Origin of the sequence: Afipia broomeae ATCC 49717, from assembly GCF_000314675.2 — a bacterium.
GTDB classification, from domain to species: Bacteria; Pseudomonadota; Alphaproteobacteria; order Rhizobiales; family Xanthobacteraceae; genus Afipia; species Afipia broomeae.
This window is the reverse complement of sequence record NZ_KB375283.1, coordinates 191,619-214,975: the sequence shown is the minus strand read 5'-3', so window position 1 is coordinate 214,975 and position 23,357 is coordinate 191,619. Positions and strand designations below refer to the sequence as shown.

Here is a 23,357-nt window from a genome sequence, read left to right as displayed (position 1 = left end):
ACCTTGGGGAACCGGGTCTGGCGCGGGCAGGAGCACGGACGTAATGTGCCTTGCATTAGAAGGCCCGATTCAGGCACTCAGAGGCCGGTCGACTGCGAACTACAATGACTTGCGCGTCTTTTGCGGACTACGCGCGAACAGGCTGAGATGACAACCGATACGGGCAACGAACTTCGTCCCTCTTTCGCCGCCGTGCATGAGCCGGCCCGGCGAAGCGGAAGCATCTTTCTTGTGCTGCTGGTGGCGGGTGCGATCATTGCCGCGGCTGTAGCCTTTATGACCCTGGGCCGCACCCAGGCCCAGCCTTATATCCTGGTACTGCTGGCTTTGCTGGCGATGGTCGGGCTGTTCACGCTGTTCGCCTTTGCCGCCGGGATCGTGCGGTTCGCCGATCGCCTCGCTGAAGACCCGATCACGCGGCCGATCGCCGATCATGCGTTCGACGGGCTGGCGGTGACCGATCCGCGCGGTCATGTCGTCTACGCCAATACGGCCTATCTCGCGCTGACCGGCGCATCCGGTCCGAACGATGTGCGGCCGGTCGAGCGGGTCTTCATCGGCAATCCCGACGTCTCCGAAGCGGTGTTTCGCCTGCTCAAGGCCGCGCGTGAGGGCAAGCGCCAGCAGGAGGAGGTCCGCGTTGCAGGCGTCGACAGCGCCCATGGCCGCTGGCTGCGCATGCGCGTTCGTCCGCTGGGCACCGACAAGCGGCAGGCAAAATTCGCGGTGTGGTCGGTGGCCGACATCACCCGGGACCGCGAGCGCCAGGAAGACGTCTTCCAGGAATTGCAGCACGCCATCGAATATCTCGATCATGCGCCCTGCGGCTTCTTCTCCGTCAACGCCAAGGGCGAACTGGTCTACGTCAACGCGACGCTCGCCAACTGGCTGGATTACGATCTCGCGGAAATCGGGTCCGGCGGCCTGAAGGTCGCCGACATCATGTCCGGCGACGGCGCGTCGCTTCTGACCTCGATCACCCCGGAGCCGGGCGAGGTGAAGACCGAGGTGTTCGATCTCGACCTGCGGATGCGCAACGGCAAGACCATGCCGGTGCGGCTCTATCACAAGCTGGCGTTCGGCGCCGACGGCACGCCCGGCGCATCGCGTACGCTGGTCATCAATCGCGCGCGCGACGATCATTCCGATCCGCAGCGCGCGGCGGAAGTGCGTTTCATGCGCTTCTTCGATCATACGCCGATGGCGATCGCCACCGTCGACAAGGCGGGCAACATCGTGCGCGCCAATGCGCGGTTCGCAAAGCTCACCCAGAGCCTGTCACCGGCCGGCACCGGCAGCAAATCGATCTTCGCTGTGGTGCACGAGCGCGAGCGCGGCGAACTGGTTACCGCGATCAACAAGGCCGCCGACGGGCAGGGCGATATTCCGCCCGTCGAGGCGATGCTGGACAGCACCAAGGAGCGCTGGGGCCAGTTCTTTGTCACCTCCGTCGAGCACGACGCGCGCGATGCGGAAGCCGCGATCGTCTATCTGCTCGACACCACCGAGAAGCGCACGCTGGAGAACAGCTTCGCGCAGTCGCAGAAAATGCAGGCGGTGGGTCAGCTCGCCGGCGGCATCGCCCACGACTTCAACAACGTGCTCTCAGCCATCATGATGGCGAACGACTTCCTGCTGAACGCGCACAAGCCGACCGATCCGTCGTTCCAGGACATCATGCAGATCAAGCAGAATGCCAACCGCGCGGCGGCGCTGGTCCGGCAATTGCTGGCGTTCTCGCGCAAGCAGACGCTGCGTCCGCAGGTGCTCGACATCGGCGATGTGCTCTCCGACATCAACGTGCTGCTGAAGCGCCTGCTCGGCGAGAAGGTGAAGCCCGAATTCGTCTACGGCCGCGACCTGTGGCCGGTGAAGGCCGACCTGTCCCAGTTCGAGCAGGTCATCGTCAATCTGGCGGTGAATGCGCGCGACGCGATGCCTGAAGGCGGCAAGCTGACCATCCGCACTGCCAACGTATCGGCGAAGGATGCCGAGCGCGGCGAATACAAGGGCATGCCGGCGGCGGACTATGTTCTGGTCGAGGTCACCGACACCGGCAGCGGCATTCCGGCGGACATCGTCGACAAGATCTTCGAGCCGTTCTTCTCCACCAAGGAAGTCGGGAAGGGGACCGGGCTCGGTCTCTCCACGGTCTACGGCATCGTCAAGCAGACCGGCGGCTTTATTTATGTCGACTCGGTCGAAGGACGCGGCACCGTGTTCCGGATTTTCCTGCCGCGGCATTTCCCGGAAGTCGAAACCGTTCAGGAAGCTCCGGCCGCCGCCAGCGCGGTGGCGCAGGCACCAGCTCCAACCCGCGCGCCGGATCTGACAGGGCACGGAACCATCCTTCTGGTCGAGGACGAGGACGGTTTGCGCTCGCTCAACGCGCGCGGTCTTCGCTCGCGCGGTTACACGGTCATCGAGGCGGAGAACGGTCTGGATGCCTTGGAAGCCTTGGAGCGCGAGGAAGGCGCGGTCGATCTCGTTGTGTCCGACGTGGTGATGCCGGAAATGGACGGTCCCACCATGCTGACCGAGATGCGCAAGCGAAATCCGGACCTGCGGATCATCTTCGTATCGGGTTATGCGGAAGATGCCTTCGAGAAGAGCCTGCCGGAAGGCCAGCAGTTCAACTTCCTGCCGAAACCGTTCACGCTGAGCCAACTTGTGGCTTCGGTGAAGGAAACCATGACAGCTCCGTCATAATCCGGGCCTGATTCGACCACGCCCCCGCGACTGAGGGCCGCAGGCCCTGTCCTACCTATCCGCTTCCCTTATCTCGCGACGCTCCCCATGTATTGCGGGTCCCCTTTGCCGGGGATCAATGCCCCTTGAGGGCCGAGAGGGAACAGACATGGTTTCGTCGCAGCGCTTGCGCTCAGTCATCAAAACACTTGCTGTGGTCATGGCCGTCGCCATGCCGCTGGCAGTCACCATTTCATCGTCGGTGGATGCCCGCCCGAGCAGCGGCGGCAGCCGCGGTTCGCGCACATTCTCCGCGCCGCCATCAACTCCGACTGCGCCCAACGCTGCGCAGCCGCTTAACCGCACCATCACCCAGCCCGGCGCGAAGGCACCGGCAGCGGCGCCCGCAGGCGGCGGCTTCTTCAACCGTCCCGGCATGGGCATGCTCGGCGGTCTTGCCGCGGGCTTCCTCGGCGCCGGCCTGCTCGGCATGCTGTTCGGCGGCGGATTGTTCAGCGGCCTCGGCGGCCTGTCGTCGATCATCGGCCTGATTCTCCAGATCGGCCTGATCTACCTCGTGGTTCGTCTTGCGATGTCGTGGTGGAAGCGCCGCAACGCGCCGGCCTACGCCCACGCATCGGCTGCGCCCGGTCAGGCTCCGCAGCCGGATCAGGGACCGATGGCCAACGCGCGATCCGGCTTCGGCTTCGGTCTGGGCGGCGGTTCGAACGACGCGCCGCTTGAGATCAAGCCGGACGACTACGATGCGTTCGAGCGTCTGCTCGGCGAAGTTCAGACCGCGTGGTCGAACGAGGACATCGGCAAGCTGCACACGCTGGCGACGCCGGAAATGGTCTCGTACTTCACCGAAGATCTCAACGCGAACAAGGAACGCGGCGTGATCAACAAGGTGTCCGACGTCAAGCTGCTGCAGGGTGACCTTGCGGAAGCCTGGCGCGAAGGCACCACCGATTACGCAACTGTCGCGCTGCGTTACGGCCTGATCGACAAGACCATCGAGCGCGCCACCGGCAAGATCGTCGAGGGCAGCGATGCGCCGCAGGAGGTCACCGACGTCTGGACGTTCGTGCGCCGCCCCGGCAGCCAGTGGGAACTCTCGGCCATCCAGGCGACCTGATCCCGCCGGATCGCTCAAAGATAATGAGAAAGGCGTCGCGCTCGCGCGGCGCCTTTTTGTTTGGTGGCTGGAAAGCGATCCTTCTGAACATCCGGCCGTGCCGGGTGTTACCATCGCCGGACCATCAAGGGATTCCCCATGCGGTACGAACTCTATTACTGGCCGACCATTCAGGGCCGCGGCGAATACGTCCGGCTCGCGCTGGAAGACGCGGGCGCGGATTACATCGATGTCGCGCGGGGCAGGGGCGGCGACAGCAGGATGATGGCCATGATGAAGCGCGGAGCGAAGCCGCCGTTCGCACCGCCGTTTCTGAGGGCCGGCAAGCTGGTGATCGGACAGACTGCGAATATCCTGCTCTATCTCGGTGCGCGTCACGGGCTCGCGCCGAAAGCCGAGGCGCAGCGCCTATGGGTGCATCAGCTTCAACTGACCATCGCGGATCTCGTGGTTGAAGTTCATGACACCCATCATCCGCTCGGGCCGACGCTTTATTACGAAGATCAGCGCCCCGCCGCCAAGACGCGCACCGGCGAATTCTGGAGTGATCGTGTGCCGAAGTTTCTCGGCTATTTCGAGCGGCTGATCGGCGCCAGCGGCGGGCCGTATCTCAATGGCCGCAGGCTTTGCTACGCTGATCTGTCGCTGTTCCAGATCGTCGAGGGGCTGCGCTATGCGTTCCCGAACAGCATGAAGCGCTTCGAGCGCAAGGTGCCGCGCGTGATCGAGCTGCGCGACCGGATTGCAGCGCGGCCGAACATCAAGGCCTATCTCGCAAGCGACCGGCGCATTCCCTTCAACGAGGACGGCATTTTCCGCCATTACAAGGCGCTCGACCCGTAGGACGGAATATTCCCTGACGCCATAACAAATCAATTTGATCTGCAATGGCAAATCCTGTTGCGGCTTCCCTGCTAATAGTAGCGCGGTAGCGAAGGTACTCAATCAGGGAGCAGACCTATGACGAAATTCGCGCTTTACGTTCCGCTTGAAGCAAAGCCGGGTAAGGAAAAGGATGTCGCCGCATTTCTGAAATCGGCCCTGCCGTTGGTCGATGCCGAACCCGGCACGATCTCCTGGTTTGCCATCCAGGAAGGTCCGTCGTCGTTCGCGATCTTCGATACATTCAACGACGAAGCCGGCCGTGACGCCCATCTCAACGGCAAGGTGGCCGCGGCGTTGATGGAAAAAGTGAAGACGGGCGATCTGTTCGCCAAGGCTCCGCAGATCATGAAACTCGAGATTATCGCTTCCAAGCTTCCGAAATAGGCTTCAGAGCATGGCGCATCGGTTTTATATCGCTCCTATATCGAAGGCGGCCCGGCCCTCTCGAATTCCTATGGCCCACAGATCATCTTCCGGTTGTCACTCCGCATCTGCGTCGTGGCGATTTGGGAGATGGCCATGGCCGCTTTGTTTACCGGCGACGACAATCGCAACTTCTATGCCGAGGATGATTATCGCGCCTATCTGATCAGCCGCAATCCGCCGCCGATCGTTCATCACTCCGGCTCGGTTTATGTGAAGCGGTTGCGCGTCCATGGGCGGCGCGCTGTGAATCTCGTGGACTTCGTTCTGCATCGCATGGTCGAAGCGCTGGCCAGATCCAAGACGCGCCGTATCCAGCGTGAATTGCAATTGCGCGGCATACGCTATCCGCAAGAGACGCATGACGAGCCGTCATCGCCGCGCTGAAATAAGAACTCCCCGATTGCCGGATTGCCGCGTAGACTGAGCGTCTGTTTCGATGCCGGTCCCGGCGATCCCTCACTCCGGAGTTTTTCTCATGAAGATCACACCATCCGGCTCCGTGCCGACCAAGCGCGCGCCTGCGTCCTATTTCACCGGCACGGTATGGCAGGATCCTGTGATCGACACGCCTGCGCCGGGACGGCTCAATGCGACGCGCGTAACCTTCGAGCCCGGTGCGCGTACGGCGTGGCACACCCATCCCGTCGGTCAGACTCTTTATGTGCTGTCCGGCACCGGCCGCGTGCAGACGGAGGGCGGCCCGGTGCTTGAGATTCACCCCGGCGACGTGGTGTGGATTCCGCCGGGTGAAAAACATTGGCATGGCGCCGCGCCGACAAGCCTGATGACTCACCTCGCGATGCAGGAATCCGAGAACGGCAGCTTCGCGACATGGCTTGAGCACGTGACCGACGCGCAATATGTAGTGGAGCCGTCAAAGTAACGGGTGTCATCGCGCTGTCGTGCATCTGCCGCAGCGAAACGGCGTGAATAATTTCGTCGCGAAACATGTCCGAAGTGCTGACGCATCGCGTTGCGCGGCGCAACGACGAATGCGCTTGACGATTGGTGTGCATACGACTTTAGTTTGCGCGGTCTGGGAGGTGCGTATCATGCCTTATGGGTCCGGGTTTCTTCTCAACAAACATCCTTGCGCTCAATGCGGTCAGCCGATCGCTTCACCGCTTTGGTCCGAGCGGGAGCGTAATCGCGTTTCGTTTCTCTGGTCATGCCATGCGTGTGACTATCAGTTTGTCACCATCGCGATCCTCAAGTCCGAGATGAGGGAGGATCCGGTTCCGCGGCAACCGCGAATGGCTGAAGTCGCGGTCCACGACGAGCCGGCGATCGCAGCCTGATTGTCTTCAAGCGTCGATGCGGATCAGCGCCAGTCCCGATTCGGGGTCGTGACGCTTGCGCAGGTGCGCCGGGCTTTCGGTGAGGATGACTGCGAGGGTGGGCGCACATGCGCCTCGCCGAGATGTCCCGCCAGGGCGCTGCCGTCGCGCCGCCCTGCGCGCTGTCCGCCGGTGTCGTACAGCGGTTTCGATTGCGTCGCAGGTTCCATTTTGACCGAAACGTCAGCGCGCGCGCGATCAGGGTTCCCGAATCACCCATCTCGCCGCAATACTGTCGCATTCGCCCTGTCTGTTCCGGCTTCATTCACATCGCGAAGCAGGAGGATCGATGCGCATCATCACCCCCGCCATCTATGCGGCCCTGCTCGGGGGCGCGATCTACATCGCCATCTCGCAGAATCCTCTGCCGAACGCGGTCGCATCCGTACAGCCCGAAGGCACCAAGATCGCCTACGCGGTGCCGACCGACAGCAAATCGCCCCCGGTGGTGCGCACCGGCAGGCGCGAAGTCTGCCGCCAGGCGGTGACGGCGAAGCATCTCAGCCGCCATCAGGCCCGCGATCATATGCAGCTCTGCGTGGCGCAGGCGCGGGTGGAATGCCTGAAGCAGGCGATCGACCAGAAGCTCCGCGGCGCAGCCCGCCGTGTCTATGTGAAGAGCTGCGTCGCGGCGTAATCCGTCCCTAGCGGATCATCAAATCCTCAACGCGTGCAGCGACAGGCTCTGCTGCCTCCGGCTGTGCTTCGTGGAGAGGCACTGCGGGGAGTTGCAGGACCGTGGCGCGCTGACCGGGATCGAGCTGGGTCAGCAGCACGAGCTGCCCGTCGGGAAATTCCAGCGCGTCATGATGACGGTTCGGATTGTCGAGATCGACGGTCCGGAACCGCGCGACGGTATGACGAACCTTCTTCCTGAAAAACGCTCCGTCGTATTCCACCTCGCGTTCGAACGCGAGTTCGGTGCCGGGGCGAACGCAGACCGCAACATTCGGCTCACCTTCGCCGGTGAAGCCGCGGGTTACGGTCATGGGAAATTTCGTCGACACCAGCTTTTCGCCAAGCCTGGCGGGGCGGCTTGCGACGGCGTGCAGACTATAGTCACACATTGCGGCCACTCCTGTTGTTGATCGATCAACCGGGTGATGCGCGGTGACAAAAAGGTAATGCTCTTGGAGCGGCGTTGTTATGCTGGAGCGCCGTCACCTTTTCGTGAAACGGCGAAGGCCGTGTTGCTCCATCCCTGATGTGTCATGGACGGGACTGACGTGGCCATCCATCTTCGAGTGATGCTTTTTGCAAGGAAGGATGGATCGCCGGGTCAAGCCCGGTGATGACGTCATGATTGGTTGAGACGTCGCGCTCAGCCCGGTGGGCGGTCAGCGGCTCAGGTGAGCGGGCGTTCTGTCGCGCATGTGTGCGGCGCACTTCTCCCGCGCCATGCGCTCGGCCAGTTCGACGATCTTCAGGCGTCCCTGCATGTTGGGAATGGCCCTGAACGCGGCGAGCAAACGCTGCGCTTCCTCGTCCGATGTCACCAGAATATCCCTCAGCATTGTCCGTCCCTGCGACTTTAAGCGTCTCTTGGTTAGGCGCTTCTTAGTCGCGGGACGTTACCATCCGGTTCATGCGCGAATGTGACGGTTTTATCAGGGTGCTGGCGTGGTTAAGCGGGCGTAAGCGCGGCGAGGGAACAGCGCAGTTCCTTATGGCGTGTCCGCGCACGCTCTCTCGTCGGCCCCGCGATCTTTCTCCGCTCGTCCCCGCGAAGGCGGGGACCCATACTCCCTGGACCATCGTGTTGTTGGGAGCGGGATAACTCTTTCCTTCGTCATCACAACGCTTAGTGGTTATGGGTCCCCGCTTTCGCGGGGACGACATCGGTCGTGTTGCGCGATCGCGCGCACCATCTTCTCCGGATTCAGTTTTCAAACAGCCCGCACTTGCAGATGTGCGCCATCGCCCCTGTTGTTGTGACGGCGTCGCGCGCGGGGCTTGCCCCGTTCGCGCAAAAGACAACCCGCGCCACCAGCGGCCACGCGCCATCGCCCCTGTTGTTATGACGGCGCGGGGGCGCCCGAAACTCTTTCATCGCTTCGCCCTGAGTGAGGGCGCGCGGAACGCCGGATGCGCGAGCGCATCCGCAGCCCCGTGTGCAAAGTAGTGAAAGCACACGAGCGTAGTCGCCACGGTCGCGCCGTTTTCATCCGGCGTTCCGCACGCAATGGTTGGAACGGCTTGCTGCGTGAGGCACCCCCGGTGGCCGGTGCTGAGTACACCACCGTTGTGTGGACTGACGGACTCGTCCATCGCCCTCTGTACGAGGAGCGACGGCGTCGTCCTGCCCCTTGGCGCGAAGCCGATGCGCCGGGATGACACGCCTTGGGCCGTCCGCGATACGGTGTGGTCGTCATCTCCGTGCAGCGCGAAATCACCCGGCAGGCCGGGACATTCCACACGCGTCACGGCCTTCGAACACCGCCGCGGCCACCGCATCCCGCCCCGCGTATCGTGACGATCGCGAAACGCCCCTCATGACGGGGCGGGACGAGAAGGAATATAGTCCTAAAAATGAAATTGTCAAGTCCGGCGACGCGGAGATTTATGAGCAGGCTGGTGCAGTTATGATTGTCATTCCGGGGCGCGCGACTTCGCGCGAGCCCGGAATCTATAGCCGTGCGGTCACAATGGCCTATTACGTCTACCTGCTCGCGAGCAAAAAGAACGGGACGCTCTATCTCGGCGTCACGAACGACATCGTTCGGCGCGGATACGAACATCGAACCAAAGCTGTCGATGGTTTTACAACGCGATACGGCGTGGACAAGCTCGTCTGGTTTGAAGTTCATGATGACGCGCTGACCGCGATCACCCGCGAGAAGGAATTGAAGAAATGGCGGCGGGCGTGGAAGATTCGGCTGATTGAGGAAAACAATTGCGAATGGGTTGATCTATATCCCGAGATTGCAAGTTAGCCATGGATTCCGGGCCTGCGCCAAGAGGCGCATCCCGGAATGACGGGCTGAGGCATTCATGTGGGGCTAAAGCGAGTAGGGCTCCCTGCTATTGAGAGTTCTTCGAGCCTTGCAAGGTCTCGCTGTTCTTGGCCTTTGATCCAACATTCTCTCCACAGCTGAGCTTAGGACAAATGACGTGTTCGCCTCACACACCCTTCTCGCGCGACATCGTGATGCGCACGCCGGTCTTGGCGACGGTGCAGTGGACGTCGAGCTTGCGGTAGCGTGAATCGATATTGTAGCCGCGGATGATATTGGTGCGGCTCACGCATCGCTTTGCGCCCTTGACCGCGTCGGGCTTCGGGATGGTGAACACCAGCGCCGCCGCCGTGCCGATGAAATCGTAATAGGCTTCCGCCGGCTTCTTCTTGTCGGTGGAGGCGAACACGTCATTGGTGCGGTTGCGGCTCGAACAGCCGAGCGAGGCCTGCGTCACGGCGGGGTGCTCGAGATAGATCACGCCGGCGACCGTCTTGCCGATCTTGAGCCCGGGAATCTGGTTGACGAGATCTTTTGCGAGATCGTCGCAGCGGTCGGCGCGGGCAGGGGTGCTGCCGAGCGCGGCCATGGCGGCAGTAAGCGCAGCCGCGACGGCGGAATGTCTAAAAACCGGGGTGCGTTTTGTCATGGTTTCTCCCATGGCATTGAAGCGTGCGGGAAGGGTGAGTGCAAGGGGCGCTCTTTATCCCTCCCCTTGTGGGGAGGGTAGCTGGTCGCGCACTTGTGCGCGGCAAGCCGGGTGGGGGTGTCGTTCAGCGTCGAAGATTTCAAGCGTAATGATGTACCCCCACCCCGGCCTCGCTTCGCTTGGCCGACCCTCCCCACAAGGGGGAGGGAGAAGATGCGTCGTTGTGAGAATTCAAAACCCGTAGATCATCACGCCGATCGCGAACCCGACGAGCAGCACGAGATTGAACAGCGTTGGCACGGCGACAAGGAATGTGGCGCGGCCGAGATGTTCGTTATGCGCCGCATAGGCGATGGCGCAGGCGGCGATCAGCGGGAAGGCGATGACCTTCGCGGTGGTTTCCACCGCGCCGAACGCGCTCCTGAACGCGAGCCCGTGCGCGACGACCGACGGCATGTCGCTCAGCCACGCCATGATGATGATGGTGCCGAGCGCGACGATCGCGTGCCGCACGCGGCCCATGGCCGCGAACACGATGGCGGCAACCGCCAGCACCGGATGCGCGGCGAGGTGGGCCTTGACCAGTCCGCCGCCGATGCCCGAGCCGATATGCGACATGTCGCCGAACAGCGTCGGCGCGTCGGACAGACCGAGCCCGGCCTCGATCAGGGCCAGAATAATGAGCACGGCGCGCAGCCCGAGCATTTGCGGGGCAGGCATGGATGTGGGCTCGGGCGCGGCGGAATCGGCAATCACCGGCGTAGCGGGGGACATGTCTGAAAGTCCTGATCGAAATCCATTCTGAAAGGCCGCACCGTAGCGCGTCCTCAGGCCGCGCACAGCCGCCCTGCAACGCTTCTGGCCATCTTCCCTTTGTCGGAAAAGCGATTAGAACGGTTCAAACCTAAGATGAGGCGCGAGCAGGACCCTTGAAAGTCCAACGCTTTTCGCCCTTCCAACCCGCGAGACCTTCCATGAACGCCCCGATCCCTGTGCCCGCGCCCAAAGCTGTTCCGCCCTACAAGCACACCCCGCTGTTTCCGCTGGGCGCGGACAAGACGCCGTACCGGAAGATCACGGCTGAGGGCGTCCGGGTCGAGACGGTGATGGGCAAGGAGATGTTGGTGGTGACCCGCGAGGCGCTGCGTGCGCTTTCCGAGGCTGCGTTCGGCGACATCAACCACTACCTGCGGCCGGGCCATCTGGCGCAGCTCCGCAAGATCCTCGACGACCCGGAAGCCAGCGATAACGACAAGTTCGTCGCGTTCGACTTTTTGAAGAACGCCAACATCGCCGCCGGCGGCATCCTGCCGATGTGCCAGGACACCGGCACCGCGATCATCATGGGCAAGAAGGGCGCGCGCGTCATCACCGAGGGCGACGACGAGGCGGCTCTGTCCGAGGGCGCGCGCGATGCGTATCTGCGCCGCAACCTGCGCTATTCGCAGGTCGCACCCCTGTCGATGTTCGAAGAGAAGAACACCGCCAACAACATGCCGGCGCAGACCGAGATCTATGCCGAGGGCGATGACACTTACAAGTTCATGTTCATGGCCAAGGGCGGCGGCTCTGCCAACAAGAGCTTCCTGTTTCAGGGGACGCCATCGCTGCTGACCAAGGATCGCCTGCATGCGTTCCTGAAAGAGAAGGTGCTGACGCTCGGCACCGCCGCGTGTCCGCCGTATCACCTTGCCATCGTCATCGGCGGCACCTCGGCCGAACTCTGCATGAAGACGGTGAAGCTCGCCTCCGCGCGCTATCTCGATGAACTGCCGACGCACGGCTCGCCGGACGGCAATGCGTTCCGCGATCTGGAGATGGAGCAGGAAATCCTAAAGATGACGCAGTCGCTCGGCGTCGGCGCGCAGTTCGGCGGCAAGTATTTCTGTCACGACGTGCGCGTGATCCGCCTGCCGCGTCACGGCGCGTCGCTCCCCATTGGTCTCGGCGTGTCGTGCTCGGCGGACCGTCAGGTGCTCGGCAAGATCACCAGGGACGGCGTGTATCTGGAGGAACTCGAACACAATCCGGCGAAGTATCTGCCGGAGGTGGAGGCCAAACTCGGCGGCGAGGTGGTGCAGATCGATCTCAACCAGCCGATGAAGGACATTCTCGCCACGCTGACGAAGTATCCGACCAAAACCCGCCTCTCGCTCACCGGCACCATGATCGTGGCGCGCGACTCTGCGCATGCCAAGCTGCGCGAGCGCCTCGAGAAGGGCGAGCCGCTGCCGGATTACTTCAAGAACCATCCGATCTATTACGCTGGTCCCGCGAAGACGCCCGAAGGCTACGCGTCCGGTTCGTTCGGCCCGACCACTGCGGGGCGCATGGATTCGTTCGTGGATCAGTTCCAGGCGGCGGGCGGCTCGATGGTGATGCTGGCGAAGGGCAACCGCTCTGCGGCGGTGCGCGACGCCTGCAAGAAGTACGGCGGGTTCTATCTCGGCTCGATCGGCGGCTCGGCGGCGAACCTCGCCGAACACTGCATCAAGAAGGTCGAGGTGGTGGAATATCCCGAACTCGGCATGGAAGCGATCTGGCGCATCGAGGTCGAGAACTTCCCGGCCTTTATCATCATGGATGACAAGGGCAACGACTTCTTCAAGGAATTGAATCTGGGGTAAGATTTGACAGTGCCAGCCAAATCCAGCAAGCCGCCATGGAAGAAGCCGAGCCCGCGAAAAAGCCGCGGCGGCAAGTCGTCGAAGCTCTCCCCGGAATTGCGGGAACTGGCGCGCGAACGCGCGGCGAAGGCGGGGCGTCGCTATCCCAACCTCATCGATAATATGTGGGCGGCGCAGCGTGCCAAAGCCTCAAGGATCGATGGCGATGCATGATCGCCCTCGGGCTTGATGGATTCAGAAACGGCTGGGTCGCCGTCCGCATCGATGGCGCGCGGCGCACGATTCATTTCATTGAGCATGTGCGTGAGATTGTTGCGCTCGGCTTTGACCGCGCCGGCATCGATATTCCCATCGGCATGACGGAGAACGGCGTTCGCGACTGCGATCTGAAGGCGCGCGAAAAGCTCAGGCCGCATTCGTCGCGCGTTTTCACCGGCGCGCGCCGGTGGCTTTGGCAGGAGTTTACTGACCCCGACGATGCCAACGTTGAAGCGCACCGGCGTGGGCAATCGCGGGTGTCCCGGCAGCTCTGGCACCTCGGCCCGAAGATCATGGAAGTTGATGCCTTCGTTCAGACGAACCCATCGCTTGAGGTTCGCGAGGTGCATCCCGAACTCGTGTTCCTGCGGCTCAACGATGGCAAACCACTGGATTCGAAGAAATCAGAGCGAGGCGCGGAGCTGCGCCGCGTGCTGCTCAAGCGTGACGGTTTTGCGATGATCGACACGTGGCTGAACGAGACCCGCATCGGCCAGGGTGCGAGAGCAGACGATGTCCTTGATGCCTGCGCCTGCGCGATTGCGGCGAGAGATTTCTCGGCTCGTCTGCCCGAAGGGGATGCGCCGCGAGATTCCAGCGGACTGCCCATGCAGATATGGTTCTAGAACTGGCTCTGCCGCAAGTCGGGCGGCAGTTTACTTCCCCGGCGCGATGCCCTTGAACGACAGCCGCAGCGCCGCAGCGACCCGCGGATCGTTCTTCTTCCACATGCCGTCGCTGATCAGCGACGCCACGCCGTGCGCGACGGCCCATGCCAACGCCAGCGTATCGGGATCCGTCGGTTTGCCCGGATCGGACTGGACGCCCGCAACGGCGATCCGCAACTGGTCGAATGAACCGGGGATGCCGTCGGTCTCGGCGCGGCTGTCCGAGCCGAAGCGGCTGAACGCCAGGCGAAAGAGCCGCGGCTCCGCGGAGGCGAAGTCGATATAGGCCATGGCTGCGGCGTTCAGCCGTTCCTTGCCCTTGAGGCCCGTCGTCGCCTTCTGCGTGCGATGGGCGAGCAGATTGAGCGCCTCGGCTGCCACCGCCGCCAGCAATTCATCCTTGTCCGCGAAATGCTTGTAGGCGGCTCCTGAGGTGACACCAGCGTCGCGCGCGGCTTCGCGCAGGCTGAAGTTCTCCGCGCCGCCCTTGCGGACGCGCTCCATTGCGAGGGCAACCAGGGCGCTGCGCAGGTCGCCGTGGTGATAGGCCTCTTTTTTTACCGGCTTCATGTAACTGGTGTTTACATTGGCTTGGCCGAGTCGTAAAGTATGCACTGTTTACTTAAGCCAAAAAGGCGTTCAGGGAGAACAATGATGAGTCAGGTGGAGACCACAGCCGAGAAGCCGTACTGGGAGCGGGGCAACCTCGCGCCGGTCTTTGAAGAGGTGACCGCGTTCGACCTGCCGGTGGAGGGCGCAATTCCGCCCGAGCTGAATGGGCTCTATGCGCGTAATGGCGCCAATCCACGCGAGGGCCATGCCGGCCATTGGTTCATGGGCGACGGCATGCTGCACGGCGTTTCCCTGAAGGACGGCAAGGCGGAGTGGTACCGCAACCGCTGGGTCCGCACCCCGCGCTTCAACGGCGCGCCGTCGCGGCCGGGTATCCCCGACATCCGCGCCTCCACCGCCAACACCAACGTCATCGCCCACGCCGGAAAAATCATGGCGCTGGTCGAGAACGCGCTGCCGATGATGATGACCCGCGACCTTGATACGGTCGGTTTCCATGACTACGGCGGCAAGCTCGATACGCCGTTCACCGCGCATCCAAAAATCTGTCCGACGACTGGCGAAATGCATTTCTTCGGTTACGGCTTCATGCCGCCGTTCCTGACCTATCACGCAGTGGACGCGGGCGGGACGCTGTTGCGCAGCATTCCGATCCCGACCAAAGCGCCGACCATGATGCACGATTTCGCGATGACGTCGGACCACGTCATTTTCATGGACCTGCCGGTGGTGTTCGATATGCCGGCCGCGCAGCGCGGGACGATGCCGTTCGCGTGGAACGACAGCTACGGCGCACGGCTTGGAATTCTCAAGCGCGGCGCGGGGATCGAGTCGCTGCACTGGGTCAAGATCGATCCATGCTATGTCTTCCATGTCGCGAACGCGTTCGAAGAGGCAGACGGCACCATCGTGATCGATGTGGCGTGGTACAACGAACTGTGGCGCGGCGGACCTTCGGCAACGAGCTTCGACAAGGCCTCGCTGAAGCGCTGGCGGATTCCACCCGGAGCAACCAGAGCGCAGGAGCAGTTGCTGGACGACAAGGCGATCGAGTTTCCGCGCGTCAACGAAAGCCTGACCGGCTCGCGGCACAACATCGTCTATTCGGTCGATACCGGATCGGATCTCGCGTCCGGGCGCTACACCAGCGTGCGCAAATACGATCTGAAGTCCGGCAATAACACCGTTCATGACTTCGGGACCGGTGTGCCGAGCGAGTTCGTGCATATCGCCCCCGAGGGCGGCACCGGCGAGGATGACGGCTGGCTGATGGGATTTGTCTACGACCGCGCCCGCGACGCCAGCGATCTCGTCATTCTCGATGCGCAGAAGATCGAGTCCAAACCGGTGGCGCGGATCGGTTTGCCGGCGCGGGTGCCGCAGGGCTTCCACGGCAACTGGATGCCGGGAGTGTAATGGATTTCGTCATTCCGGACGGCCTGCGCAGCAGGCCGATCCGGAATCTCGATGCGTTATTGTATTTATTTCTCGGAGAGATTCCGGGCTCGATTGCTTCGCAATCGCCCCGGAATGACGTGCGCGTTCTTACGCCCGCGTTCCCTTGAACGGGAAGCTGCCCATCGGGCCGATGCTGACATCGCCGGAAATGGAGTCGCCGTCGACCTTGCCTGAGAAGGCGAGCGTCAGCGGCATCGGATTGGTGATCGAGGCCTTCCATGCCACGTCATTGCCGTTGACCGTTCCGTCAACGATATCGGCTTCGTTGCCGTCCGCCGCCTGCTTGCCGGTCAGCGCGCCGCCATCGGATTTCAGCGTCAGCGTCGCATCGCGATCGCCAAGCGGCGTGCTCAGGGTGATATTCCAGTTTCCGTCGACTGCCATGTGTTTCCCTCTCTCCGCGCCCCGCAAGCCTGAATTGGTCTGAAGCAGGACGCGCCAGCGACGATATAACGCATTTTCCAGACCCGGATGCAATTTGCCCGCGTCAATTTGTCAGGCTGATGACACCTGGGCCGCCGCGGCTGCGGCGCGGAGCTTCCGGGTGATGGTGACCCGGAAGACCACATACTGAATGGCGAATGCCAGCACCTTGGCGCCGATGGCAATCACTGTCACGTAAAACGCCCACAGTTTCACGTCGCCAATCATGGCGAATACAATGACGCCGATGCCGAGGACGAACATCAGAACGGCCCAGGCATAGCCCGCGAGGGTGACGAGGTGAGGGATGTTCTCCTGCACGATCGGCGGCAGGTAACGCAGCATCCAGCCTTTGCGCAGCATGATCGCGCCGATGGCGAAATGCGCGATGCTGGGTTTGATCAGGACGAAGCGGGGATCCTTTGTCAGCAGCGTCGCGCTGCCGAGAACGATGACGAGCCCAAGGCTCGCCCACGTCATGATGTCGAGCTTCTGCCGCTTGATCCGCGCGCGGATGAATTGCCCGATCGCGCCTGCGATGGCGACGCCTGTCGCGATTAAGATGTCTCCCGTCGCGGCATAGACCACGAGGAAGACGATAGTGGAGAAGAAATCGACGAAGAGCTGACGAAAGACGGCGGCCATGCCGCAACTGTCACACGGGGCCGGGCGCCGGAGCAAGGGCTTTCGGGGTTTGCGGAGCGTGGCGGAACGGGACGGGCAAGCTGCGCACCTTGGCCGCGGGCTTGCAGGCGCAATCGGTCACCGTGCCGGTGATGTCGGTCTGCGATACCAGCGGCTCTGTCGTATCGTCGCCGGCAAGAGAAACGCCGGTGAGCGTCAGGACAATTGCGAGACTGCCCCAGATCGCAACGCTTGGCTTCGCGCTGGTGGTTCGCCCGAACACGATCTGGGCGACGACCACGGAGATCGCGGCCAAGGCCGCCAGCACGACATCGCCGACGAGAACGAAGGCCGCGAAAAAGACAGCAGTCGAGAGGAAGCCGAGGACAATCTTGAGAGCAGTGCGGGCCATCGAAGGCTCCTTGAGTTTGTAACGATTGCGCTGTGGTCGGGATCAGGCAGCAGCCGCATTGGCGCTGGCCGCGATCCCGGCGCGAACGTGCTTCGGGTACCATTTCGTGAAGTAGGTGGCGGTGTTGCGGGCGGCGAACGCGATAGCGGCGCAAACCCACAGCGGCGTGCTGGGCAGATAGATCGTCACCATGTCGGCGAGGAGCATCAGAACAAAGGCTGCGCTCCAGACCCAGGTGAGGATGTAGTTGGTCCGCATGAAGTGCGGCAGCTTGGCGGTTTCGGCATCAACCACTTCCCGCGCATGCTGAATCGTGAAGGGCAGGCGGATTGCGATGGAAACGAGTGCGATGGCGAGCACGCTGCCATCGACGGCGAGACGGACGGATGTCGGGCTCATCTCGGCGGCAGCGATAAAGTGGTATCCGGCGAGCGAAGTGAAAATGACGAGGGCGCCGATGGGCAGCATCTTGACCGAGCGGCCTTCGATCATATCTCGGAGGACCAGGCCGAAAGCGACCAGAGCGCTGGCCGCAAGGCTGATCTTCACCGTCGTCAGCAGCATGAGCGTGGCGAAAGTGGCGAACGGAGCGAGGATCAAAAAGAGGGCCATGGCGGTCTGCCTGGAAATATCTTGACGTTGTAAAGATGCATTTAGGCCCTCGCCGGGGAGTCGTCAAGGAAAATCTTGACAGCGTCAAAATGCATACCTAGATTGCGGTCATGGGTGCTCAAAACGCAGCAAAGCGGGAGAAACTCCCGAAGACCGCAGCGGCTGGAAAAAAGCCGCTGTCCAAGCCTGCGTCTGTGAAAAAAACCTCTCCGGCCGCTGCCAGGTCCGCTCACAAGGGTGATCGCGGCCAGCCCTATCATCACGGCGATTTGCATGAAGCCCTGCTCAAGGCGGCCAAGACGGTCGCCGAGCGCGAGGGCATCAACGGGCTGACGCTGCGCGCGGTGGCACGCGAGGCGGGTGTCTCACATGCCGCGCCGGCGCATCATTTCGGCGATGTCACCGGTCTTTTGAGCGAACTGGCGGCCATCGGTTTCAAGAAGTTCTCCGAGCAACTTGGCGCAGCGACGTGCAGCGAGGTTGCTCCGGAGGCTGTCGCTGCACGCAAGGCCAGCGCTTACGTCGCCTTTGCGCAGGATAATCCGTGCATGTTCCAGTTGATGTTTCGGGGCGAGCGCCTCGATCACGACCGGCCCGCGCTGCGCGAGGCATCCGAAGCCGCCTTTATCAAGCTCGCCAACATCGTTGCTGCCCGCCGTCACGAAGAGGTCGTACCCGACCATCTGACGCTGGAGCAGGCGGCCGATATCGCGCGGATCTGGTCGATGGTGCACGGATTCGCAATGCTTTATCTGGATGGCCGGCTGTCGCCGATCATGGACGGCCTGCCGCCCGGTACGACCGTGGAAGCGTTGCTTGCCACGATGATGACGCCGGACCATCGGCCGATTTAAGTTCGGCCCTCATGCTGCCGATATTTTGAGCGGTTGCCCCGATGCCCTGCCGGGGAAGGCGCGCGGGGTATCACCGTCATCATGAAAACGCTGTGAAATGTGCCCGGCGCGAACTGGAACCCGTTTTGCCAGGCGCTGTTGTCACACATCGCCATTGGCAGCGTCAGGCGTGTGGATCGTTCTTGGGCTTGACGCGAAAATCATGTCATGTTGTGCGGAATCGCATTAGAACACCGCTAACGCGCCTTGTGTCCTCGTTGGTTTTGCAGTGAGCCATGCCCGAAATATCCTCGAATAAGCCCTATCGCATCGGCCGCTCCAAGACCGGCCTCGGTCTCTTCGCCACGCAGAAGATCAAGAAGGGCACCAAGATCATCCGCTACTTCGGGCCGATGCTTGATTCGAAGAACAAGAAGCACGACGACATCGACAACAAGTATCTGTTTGAAATCAACAATCGCTGGACCATCGACGGTTCGGTCCGCAAGAACATCGCCCGCTACATCAATCACGCCTGCCGGCCGAACGCCGAGTCCGACGTCAACTCGCGCAAGCGCAAGGTCGTGATCCGCGCCATCAAGACCATCCAGCCGGGCGAGGAGATCAACTACGATTACGGCACCGACTACTTCAAGATTTTCCTGAAACCGATCGGCTGCAAGTGCGACCACTGTGAGAAGAAGCGCGCGAAGAAACGCGCCGAGGCTCGCGCCGAGAAACTGCGGCTGAAGCTGAAGGCCGAGAAGAAGGCCGCCAAAGAGGCGCTGAAGACCGGCAAGAAGGCCGACAAGTCCTTGAAGAAAGTGGTCAAGGCGGCGAAGTCCAAATCCCTGAAATCCAAGGCCGCGCCGAAGCGCAAGACCGTGGTGGGCGGCGCCAGGACGGGCGCAAAGGCCAATCCGCATGCGCGCGGCACCGGCAAGCCGACCAAGACCAAGTCGGCGCGGACCAGGCCGCTCTCGCAGATCGTCCAGGCGCAAAGCCCGGATCGTGCGAGCCGGGCTTCATCGACCTGATCATCCGGCGGCGGCGCGCAACCGCCGCCCCGACATCCGCGCTCACAGACCTCTGAAAAGATTTCCTGCCAGCAGCAGGATGTAGCCGATGCCGAGCGTGGCGAAGGCGTGACCGCTGACCAGCGGAATCTTGACGCCGGCATAGGCGACGAGTGCGGCCAGCACGGCGAGAATGACCGAAATCAAAAAGATCGGAAACGTCGGTGCGCTGAGATTCATGACAAGTCCCCCGGAGAGATGCTCCGCACGATTGCGGTGGGGGGACTGAAGCCTGCCCGGACTGGCCCCGGCAAGGGCGCGGCCACGCTCGCCTGTGGATGAATGCCGCCCGAGTTATTCGGCGATGACGGCTTCCACGGCCTTGATGGTCTGCTGAATCGCCGCGATTTCCTGAATCAGAGCCTTTGATAGGGCAGGCGCGCCGGAGCCCATCTGCATCACCAGTTCGCGGCGGCGTTCGCGCAGCAGAACGAGCGGCAGGCGGTGATCGAACGTATCTTCGGTGTTCGTTCCAAATTCCGCTTCGATAACCGACATCTTCGTCTCCCATCAACGACAGGGATCAAAGCTAGCCGTTTTGAATTAAATGGCTGGAACAGAGATCGTTAAACTTGGATCGAATCCGGAAATCATGAGGCGGCATGAAAATGCCGGGCGGACGGGATGTCCGGCCCGGCATTCGTTTTGAAATCATGACAGTCAGCGTGCAGTCACGGCGCCTTCGCTCTTGCGCAGCCCGATGAATTCCAGTTCCGCGAACACGCCGACGGCGATCGCCTGCATCACGATAAAGGCCTGTCCGAGAAGATTGGGCGAGACCCAGCCGCTGGCGAGCAATGCGATGCTGTCGATGGTCCAGATCGCGTTGATGGCGATCACGGCCCATACGGCAGTCTTTGACACCACGTCGCGCGAGGCGAGGTAGCCAACGCCCAAAGCGAAAGGCACCAGCACGAGGCCGGCGTTACGCAGAAAGGCTTCCGGCAGATTCAGCAGTGCGGCGAAGAAGCCTGCGCCAAATATCAGCATCAGCGCGGCTGCACCGCTGAAGATGGCATCGATCTGAAGGGCGCGGCGAAGGAAGGGGGACGCATTGAGCATGTCAGTTCTCCTTTGGGGTTGACGGGTGGGTCGGGTCAGAACTTGCGGCGGCGGGCGAGGTATTGACGCAGCAGGGTGAGCGGGCAGAGCGTCTTCAGCGCCCGGTCTTCGGCGGCCCGCACATGGGCAAACACGAACACGCCGGTGTCGTGCAGCAGCGGCTCGGGCATGTTGAGCGATTGCGCGAGCAGGCGCTTGGCGAGTTTGGTGATCCAGCCCAGCGGGCTTGTCGCGATGATGGAAGTGTCGCACCCTGCGGTCCGGCCGGCCTTCGCCGAGGGCGGCTGCTGATTGGCGGGCTGTGGTTGTGATGTCGTTCGCGTGGTCATCGGTCATCTCCTGTGATGCGGAAGATGATCCGGCGAGGGGATCAAATCGATTACCTTGCAGGTAATGGAACGTGCGAAATCTGCATGGTAGGTTTTTCACCATGATGAACGCACCATCTTCGGCGCGCCGCGCCGTCAAATCGTCCGCCAAGTCTTTGGTGAAGACTCCGCCCAATCACTTCGGTGAGCACCTGCGCGAATGGCGGCAGCGCCGCCATCTCAGCCAGCTTGATCTTGCAGGCCATGCCGAGATTTCCGCGCGGCACTTGAGTTTCGTCGAGACCGGCCGCGCCGCGCCGTCGCGCGACATGGTGCTGCGGCTTGCCGAGCGGCTCGACGTGCCGCTGCGCGAGCGCAACGTGCTGCTGGTCGCGGCTGGATTCGCGCCGGCGTTCCCCACGCGCTCGCTCGACGATCCTGCGCTCGCCGCCGCGCGTCAGGCGATGGAGCTTGTCCTCAAGGCCCACGAGCCGTATCCGGCGCTGACCGTCGACCGGCACTGGAATCTGGTGTCGGCCAACGCCATGATCGCGCCTTTCCTTGCCGGCGTCGCGCCGTCGCTGCTGGAGCCGCCGCTCAACGTCCTGCGCCTCAGCTTCCATCCGCAGGGCCTCGCGCCGCTCACGGTCAATCTTGCGGAATGGTGCGGGCATCTGCTGGAGCGGCTGCATCGCCAGTGCGAGGCCACCGCCGATCCGGTGCTGGTCGCGCTTTATGACGAGCTGAAAACCTATCCGATCCCGGCGCGGGGCGGGGTGCGCTCGAGCCTCGCCGATTCCGTGGCGATCCCTTTCCAGATGCGGTTCGGCAACGAGGTGCTGAGCTTCATCTCCACCACCATGATTTTCGGCACGCCGGTGGACGTCACCCTGTCGGAGCTGGCGCTCGAGACCTTCTTTCCGGCAGATGAGAAGACCGCTGCGTTCATGAGGGCAATGCAGCCGCGGTGATTGCAGGTTCTCTCGTTCATCGCCTACAAGCGCAAAAAAACGCATGGATCGATGGACATGATGATAAGCCCCGCTGACGCCGTTGAGACCTACATTCTGGCCAAGGACGGCAACCGGCCGTTCCTGATGCAGCGCGCCTTCGACGCGAATGCCGAGCTTGAAATGGTGGTGAAGACCGACGCCATTTCGTTTCCGAGCACGGCGAGGGGCGTGAAGGCCATCGCGGACGTGCTGGTCCATCGTTTCGGCATCGACTACGAAAACGTCTACACGGTTTGCCTCTCGCGCCCGTCGGACGCCGACCGCCGCAACTTTTCATGTCACTGGCTGGTCGGGATGTCCGCCAAGAGCGACGGCAAGGTCCGGGTTGGTGCCGGGCGTTACGGCTGGACGTTCGGTTGGGACGGTCTGGTTGAGAAACTCGTCATCACCATCGATGTGATGAACATGTTTCCCGCCGCCGAACTCGCGGCGACAATGAACTGGCTGTCGCGCCTGCCGTATCCCTGGTGCACGCCCGGCGACGTTCTTGACGGCATGCCGAAGGCCGAGGGATTTGCGGCAATCGAAGCCTACGTCAAGCAGGCCAAGGCGATTCCGCAGGCGCAGTAACGGCCGTCGCGCCTTGTCTCATGGCCTCAATGGCTTATCTTCCGGTCACATCAGGCCGAGAAACAGCCCCGAGGATTCCATCATGAGCACTTTGAAGCCGTTGAAGATCGATATCGTGTCCGACGTGGTGTGCCCGTGGTGTTACATCGGCAAGAAGCGGATTGAAGATGCGCTGGCGCTGGTGCCGGATGTTCCAGTCGAGGTGAACTGGCGGCCGTTCTTCCTCAATCCGTGGGTGCCGCGCGAAGGCATCTCGCGCGACGAATACCTCACCGCCAAGTTCGGGTCTCCCGAGGCCTACAAAGGCATCGCGGGTCGCGTGGTCGCGGCTGCTGCTGAGGAGGGGCTCGAATACAATTCGGACCGCGTGAAGCGCCAGCCCAACACCATCGATTCCCATCGCCTGATCCACTGGGCCGCGGCGGAGGGCAAGGCGGCGCAGATGAAGCAGCGCCTGATGGAGCTTTATTTCCGCGATGGCGGCGATCTCACCGATACCGATGTGCTGGTGCAGGCGGCGGCTGACGTCGGTCTGGACGCGGACAGCGTGCGCAAGCGCCTTGCCACCGACGAGGACGTGGACCGCATTTCAGGTCAGGCGCAGGAAGCCTCGGAGAAGGGCATTTCCGGCGTACCGACATTCGTGTTCGCGCAGAAGTACGCGGTCTCCGGCGCGCAGCCTGCGGATCAGCTCGCCCGTGCGATCCGTCAGGTCTCGGCGGAGATCAATCAGGCGGCGTGAACGGTTCCGGTAATGCCGTCA

30 protein-coding genes are annotated in these 23,357 nt (G+C 62.4%); 17 read left to right on the top strand and 13 right to left on the bottom strand.

The features are described 5' to 3' along the window. The first annotated feature begins 147 nt into the window (after positions 1 to 147). From cckA to HMPREF9695_RS13475, 7 genes are all read left to right on the top strand, one after another. Positions 148 to 2,709: a cell cycle histidine kinase CckA gene (gene cckA / locus HMPREF9695_RS13510; protein ID WP_006021410.1), complete on the top strand. Its 2,562-nt coding sequence runs from the start codon at positions 148 to 150 to the stop codon at positions 2,707 to 2,709. Positions 2,710 to 2,857: 148 nt separating this feature from the next. After that, positions 2,858 to 3,826, top strand: coding sequence for a Tim44 domain-containing protein (locus HMPREF9695_RS13505; protein ID WP_006021409.1), 969 nt, complete (start codon positions 2,858 to 2,860; stop codon positions 3,824 to 3,826). Positions 3,827 to 3,964: 138 nt separating this feature from the next. Then, entirely contained in the window at positions 3,965 to 4,669 is a 705-nt protein-coding gene (locus HMPREF9695_RS13500) for a glutathione S-transferase (RefSeq protein WP_006021408.1), read from the top strand. Positions 4,670 to 4,786: 117 nt separating this feature from the next. Next, positions 4,787 to 5,095, top strand: coding sequence for a putative quinol monooxygenase (locus tag HMPREF9695_RS13495; protein ID WP_006021407.1), 309 nt, complete (start codon positions 4,787 to 4,789; stop codon positions 5,093 to 5,095). 135 nt (positions 5,096 to 5,230) lie between these two features. Continuing rightward, positions 5,231 to 5,521, top strand: a complete 291-nt coding sequence (locus HMPREF9695_RS13490; RefSeq protein WP_006021406.1) for a hypothetical protein — start codon at positions 5,231 to 5,233, stop codon at positions 5,519 to 5,521. 91 nt (positions 5,522 to 5,612) lie between these two features. Continuing rightward, positions 5,613 to 6,020 carry a (R)-mandelonitrile lyase gene (locus HMPREF9695_RS13485; RefSeq protein ID WP_006021405.1) on the top strand — a complete coding sequence of 136 codons (408 nt, stop codon included), beginning with the start codon at positions 5,613 to 5,615 and terminating at the stop codon, positions 6,018 to 6,020. Positions 6,021 to 6,763: 743 nt separating this feature from the next. Then, the gene (locus tag HMPREF9695_RS13475; RefSeq protein WP_006021403.1) at positions 6,764 to 7,111 is read left to right on the top strand and encodes a hypothetical protein; all 348 of its coding nucleotides are present in this window, start codon (positions 6,764 to 6,766) and stop codon (positions 7,109 to 7,111) included. 7 nt (positions 7,112 to 7,118) lie between these two features. Here the strand turns inward: HMPREF9695_RS13475 and HMPREF9695_RS13470 are convergent, their stop codons facing one another. Then, complete coding sequence (locus HMPREF9695_RS13470; protein ID WP_006021402.1) at positions 7,119 to 7,541, bottom strand: hypothetical protein; 423 nt, start codon at positions 7,539 to 7,541, stop codon at positions 7,119 to 7,121. Positions 7,542 to 7,811: 270 nt separating this feature from the next. Continuing rightward, on the bottom strand, positions 7,812 to 7,988 hold the full coding sequence (locus tag HMPREF9695_RS26680) for a hypothetical protein (RefSeq protein ID WP_006021401.1): 177 nt from the start codon (positions 7,986 to 7,988) through the stop codon (positions 7,812 to 7,814). Between the two features lie 1,131 nt (positions 7,989 to 9,119). Between HMPREF9695_RS26680 and HMPREF9695_RS13465 the strand changes: the two genes are divergently transcribed. Further along, the gene (locus HMPREF9695_RS13465) at positions 9,120 to 9,407 is read left to right on the top strand and encodes a GIY-YIG nuclease family protein (protein WP_024918953.1); all 288 of its coding nucleotides are present in this window, start codon (positions 9,120 to 9,122) and stop codon (positions 9,405 to 9,407) included. Between the two features lie 187 nt (positions 9,408 to 9,594). On the opposite strand, the gene HMPREF9695_RS13460 is transcribed toward HMPREF9695_RS13465, so the two are convergent. Both HMPREF9695_RS13460 and HMPREF9695_RS13455 read right to left on the bottom strand, forming a co-directional pair. Beyond that, on the bottom strand, positions 9,595 to 10,077 hold the full coding sequence (locus HMPREF9695_RS13460) for a hypothetical protein (protein WP_006021399.1): 483 nt from the start codon (positions 10,075 to 10,077) through the stop codon (positions 9,595 to 9,597). Between the two features lie 231 nt (positions 10,078 to 10,308). Beyond that, positions 10,309 to 10,851 carry a hypothetical protein gene (locus tag HMPREF9695_RS13455; protein WP_006021398.1) on the bottom strand — a complete coding sequence of 181 codons (543 nt, stop codon included), beginning with the start codon at positions 10,849 to 10,851 and terminating at the stop codon, positions 10,309 to 10,311. A 200-nt stretch (positions 10,852 to 11,051) separates the two neighbouring features. Here HMPREF9695_RS13455 and HMPREF9695_RS13450 point away from each other — a divergent pair, with 200 nt between their 5' ends. Genes HMPREF9695_RS13450 through HMPREF9695_RS13440 form a run of 3 tightly spaced genes read left to right on the top strand, consistent with a single transcriptional unit; the run spans position 11,052 to position 13,588 of the window. Next, positions 11,052 to 12,704 carry a fumarate hydratase gene (locus tag HMPREF9695_RS13450; protein ID WP_006021397.1) on the top strand — a complete coding sequence of 551 codons (1,653 nt, stop codon included), beginning with the start codon at positions 11,052 to 11,054 and terminating at the stop codon, positions 12,702 to 12,704. A gap of 9 nt (positions 12,705 to 12,713) precedes the next feature. Then, positions 12,714 to 12,917, top strand: coding sequence for a hypothetical protein (locus HMPREF9695_RS13445; protein WP_024918957.1), 204 nt, complete (start codon positions 12,714 to 12,716; stop codon positions 12,915 to 12,917). Further along, positions 12,914 to 13,588: a DUF429 domain-containing protein gene (locus HMPREF9695_RS13440; protein WP_006021396.1), complete on the top strand. Its 675-nt coding sequence runs from the start codon at positions 12,914 to 12,916 to the stop codon at positions 13,586 to 13,588. Before HMPREF9695_RS13445 ends, HMPREF9695_RS13440 begins: the two co-directional genes overlap by 4 nt. A 30-nt stretch (positions 13,589 to 13,618) precedes the next feature. Here HMPREF9695_RS13440 and HMPREF9695_RS13435 read toward each other — a convergent pair whose 3' ends face one another. Then, positions 13,619 to 14,200, bottom strand: coding sequence for a TetR/AcrR family transcriptional regulator (locus HMPREF9695_RS13435; protein ID WP_006021395.1), 582 nt, complete (start codon positions 14,198 to 14,200; stop codon positions 13,619 to 13,621). 84 nt (positions 14,201 to 14,284) lie between these two features. Between HMPREF9695_RS13435 and HMPREF9695_RS13430 the strand changes: the two genes are divergently transcribed. Then, a complete protein-coding gene (locus HMPREF9695_RS13430; protein ID WP_006021394.1) occupies positions 14,285 to 15,619 on the top strand; it encodes a carotenoid oxygenase family protein in 1,335 nt (444 codons plus the stop codon). 129 nt (positions 15,620 to 15,748) lie between these two features. On the opposite strand, the gene HMPREF9695_RS13425 is transcribed toward HMPREF9695_RS13430, so the two are convergent. The 4 genes from HMPREF9695_RS13425 to HMPREF9695_RS13410 all read right to left on the bottom strand — a co-directional run bounded on the left by HMPREF9695_RS13425 (position 15,749) and on the right by HMPREF9695_RS13410 (position 17,732). Further along, positions 15,749 to 16,045 carry a hypothetical protein gene (locus HMPREF9695_RS13425; protein WP_006021392.1) on the bottom strand — a complete coding sequence of 99 codons (297 nt, stop codon included), beginning with the start codon at positions 16,043 to 16,045 and terminating at the stop codon, positions 15,749 to 15,751. A gap of 111 nt (positions 16,046 to 16,156) precedes the next feature. Continuing rightward, a complete protein-coding gene (locus HMPREF9695_RS13420) occupies positions 16,157 to 16,729 on the bottom strand; it encodes an inner membrane-spanning protein YciB (RefSeq protein ID WP_006021391.1) in 573 nt (190 codons plus the stop codon). A gap of 10 nt (positions 16,730 to 16,739) precedes the next feature. Next, positions 16,740 to 17,120, bottom strand: coding sequence for a hypothetical protein (locus tag HMPREF9695_RS13415; protein ID WP_006021390.1), 381 nt, complete (start codon positions 17,118 to 17,120; stop codon positions 16,740 to 16,742). A 42-nt stretch (positions 17,121 to 17,162) separates the two neighbouring features. Further along, entirely contained in the window at positions 17,163 to 17,732 is a 570-nt protein-coding gene (locus tag HMPREF9695_RS13410) for a hypothetical protein (RefSeq protein WP_006021389.1), read from the bottom strand. A gap of 110 nt (positions 17,733 to 17,842) precedes the next feature. Here HMPREF9695_RS13410 and HMPREF9695_RS13405 point away from each other — a divergent pair, with 110 nt between their 5' ends. Together HMPREF9695_RS13405 and HMPREF9695_RS13400 are read left to right on the top strand one after the other, a co-directional pair. After that, a complete protein-coding gene (locus HMPREF9695_RS13405) occupies positions 17,843 to 18,586 on the top strand; it encodes a TetR/AcrR family transcriptional regulator (RefSeq protein ID WP_006021388.1) in 744 nt (247 codons plus the stop codon). Between the two features lie 275 nt (positions 18,587 to 18,861). Beyond that, complete coding sequence (locus tag HMPREF9695_RS13400) at positions 18,862 to 19,602, top strand: SET domain-containing protein (RefSeq protein WP_006021387.1); 741 nt, start codon at positions 18,862 to 18,864, stop codon at positions 19,600 to 19,602. A 42-nt stretch (positions 19,603 to 19,644) separates the two neighbouring features. On the opposite strand, the gene HMPREF9695_RS26675 is transcribed toward HMPREF9695_RS13400, so the two are convergent. The 4 genes from HMPREF9695_RS26675 to HMPREF9695_RS13385 form a co-directional block, all read right to left on the bottom strand. Next, positions 19,645 to 19,821: a hypothetical protein gene (locus tag HMPREF9695_RS26675; protein ID WP_006021386.1), complete on the bottom strand. Its 177-nt coding sequence runs from the start codon at positions 19,819 to 19,821 to the stop codon at positions 19,645 to 19,647. 114 nt (positions 19,822 to 19,935) lie between these two features. After that, complete coding sequence (locus HMPREF9695_RS13395) at positions 19,936 to 20,139, bottom strand: hypothetical protein (RefSeq protein WP_006021385.1); 204 nt, start codon at positions 20,137 to 20,139, stop codon at positions 19,936 to 19,938. A 162-nt stretch (positions 20,140 to 20,301) separates the two neighbouring features. Then, complete coding sequence (locus HMPREF9695_RS13390; RefSeq protein WP_006021384.1) at positions 20,302 to 20,703, bottom strand: hypothetical protein; 402 nt, start codon at positions 20,701 to 20,703, stop codon at positions 20,302 to 20,304. Positions 20,704 to 20,738: 35 nt separating this feature from the next. After that, positions 20,739 to 21,032: a hypothetical protein gene (locus tag HMPREF9695_RS13385; RefSeq protein WP_006021383.1), complete on the bottom strand. Its 294-nt coding sequence runs from the start codon at positions 21,030 to 21,032 to the stop codon at positions 20,739 to 20,741. A gap of 104 nt (positions 21,033 to 21,136) precedes the next feature. On the opposite strand from HMPREF9695_RS13385, the gene HMPREF9695_RS13380 reads away from it, so the two are divergent. The 3 genes from HMPREF9695_RS13380 (at position 21,137) to HMPREF9695_RS13370 (ending at position 23,336) form a co-directional block, all read left to right on the top strand. After that, positions 21,137 to 21,982: a helix-turn-helix domain-containing protein gene (locus HMPREF9695_RS13380; protein ID WP_041712791.1), complete on the top strand. Its 846-nt coding sequence runs from the start codon at positions 21,137 to 21,139 to the stop codon at positions 21,980 to 21,982. A gap of 57 nt (positions 21,983 to 22,039) precedes the next feature. Then, a complete protein-coding gene (locus HMPREF9695_RS13375; protein ID WP_006021381.1) occupies positions 22,040 to 22,594 on the top strand; it encodes a hypothetical protein in 555 nt (184 codons plus the stop codon). A gap of 82 nt (positions 22,595 to 22,676) precedes the next feature. Beyond that, positions 22,677 to 23,336 carry a DsbA family oxidoreductase gene (locus tag HMPREF9695_RS13370; RefSeq protein WP_006021380.1) on the top strand — a complete coding sequence of 220 codons (660 nt, stop codon included), beginning with the start codon at positions 22,677 to 22,679 and terminating at the stop codon, positions 23,334 to 23,336. Positions 23,337 to 23,357: the final 21 nt, after the last annotated feature.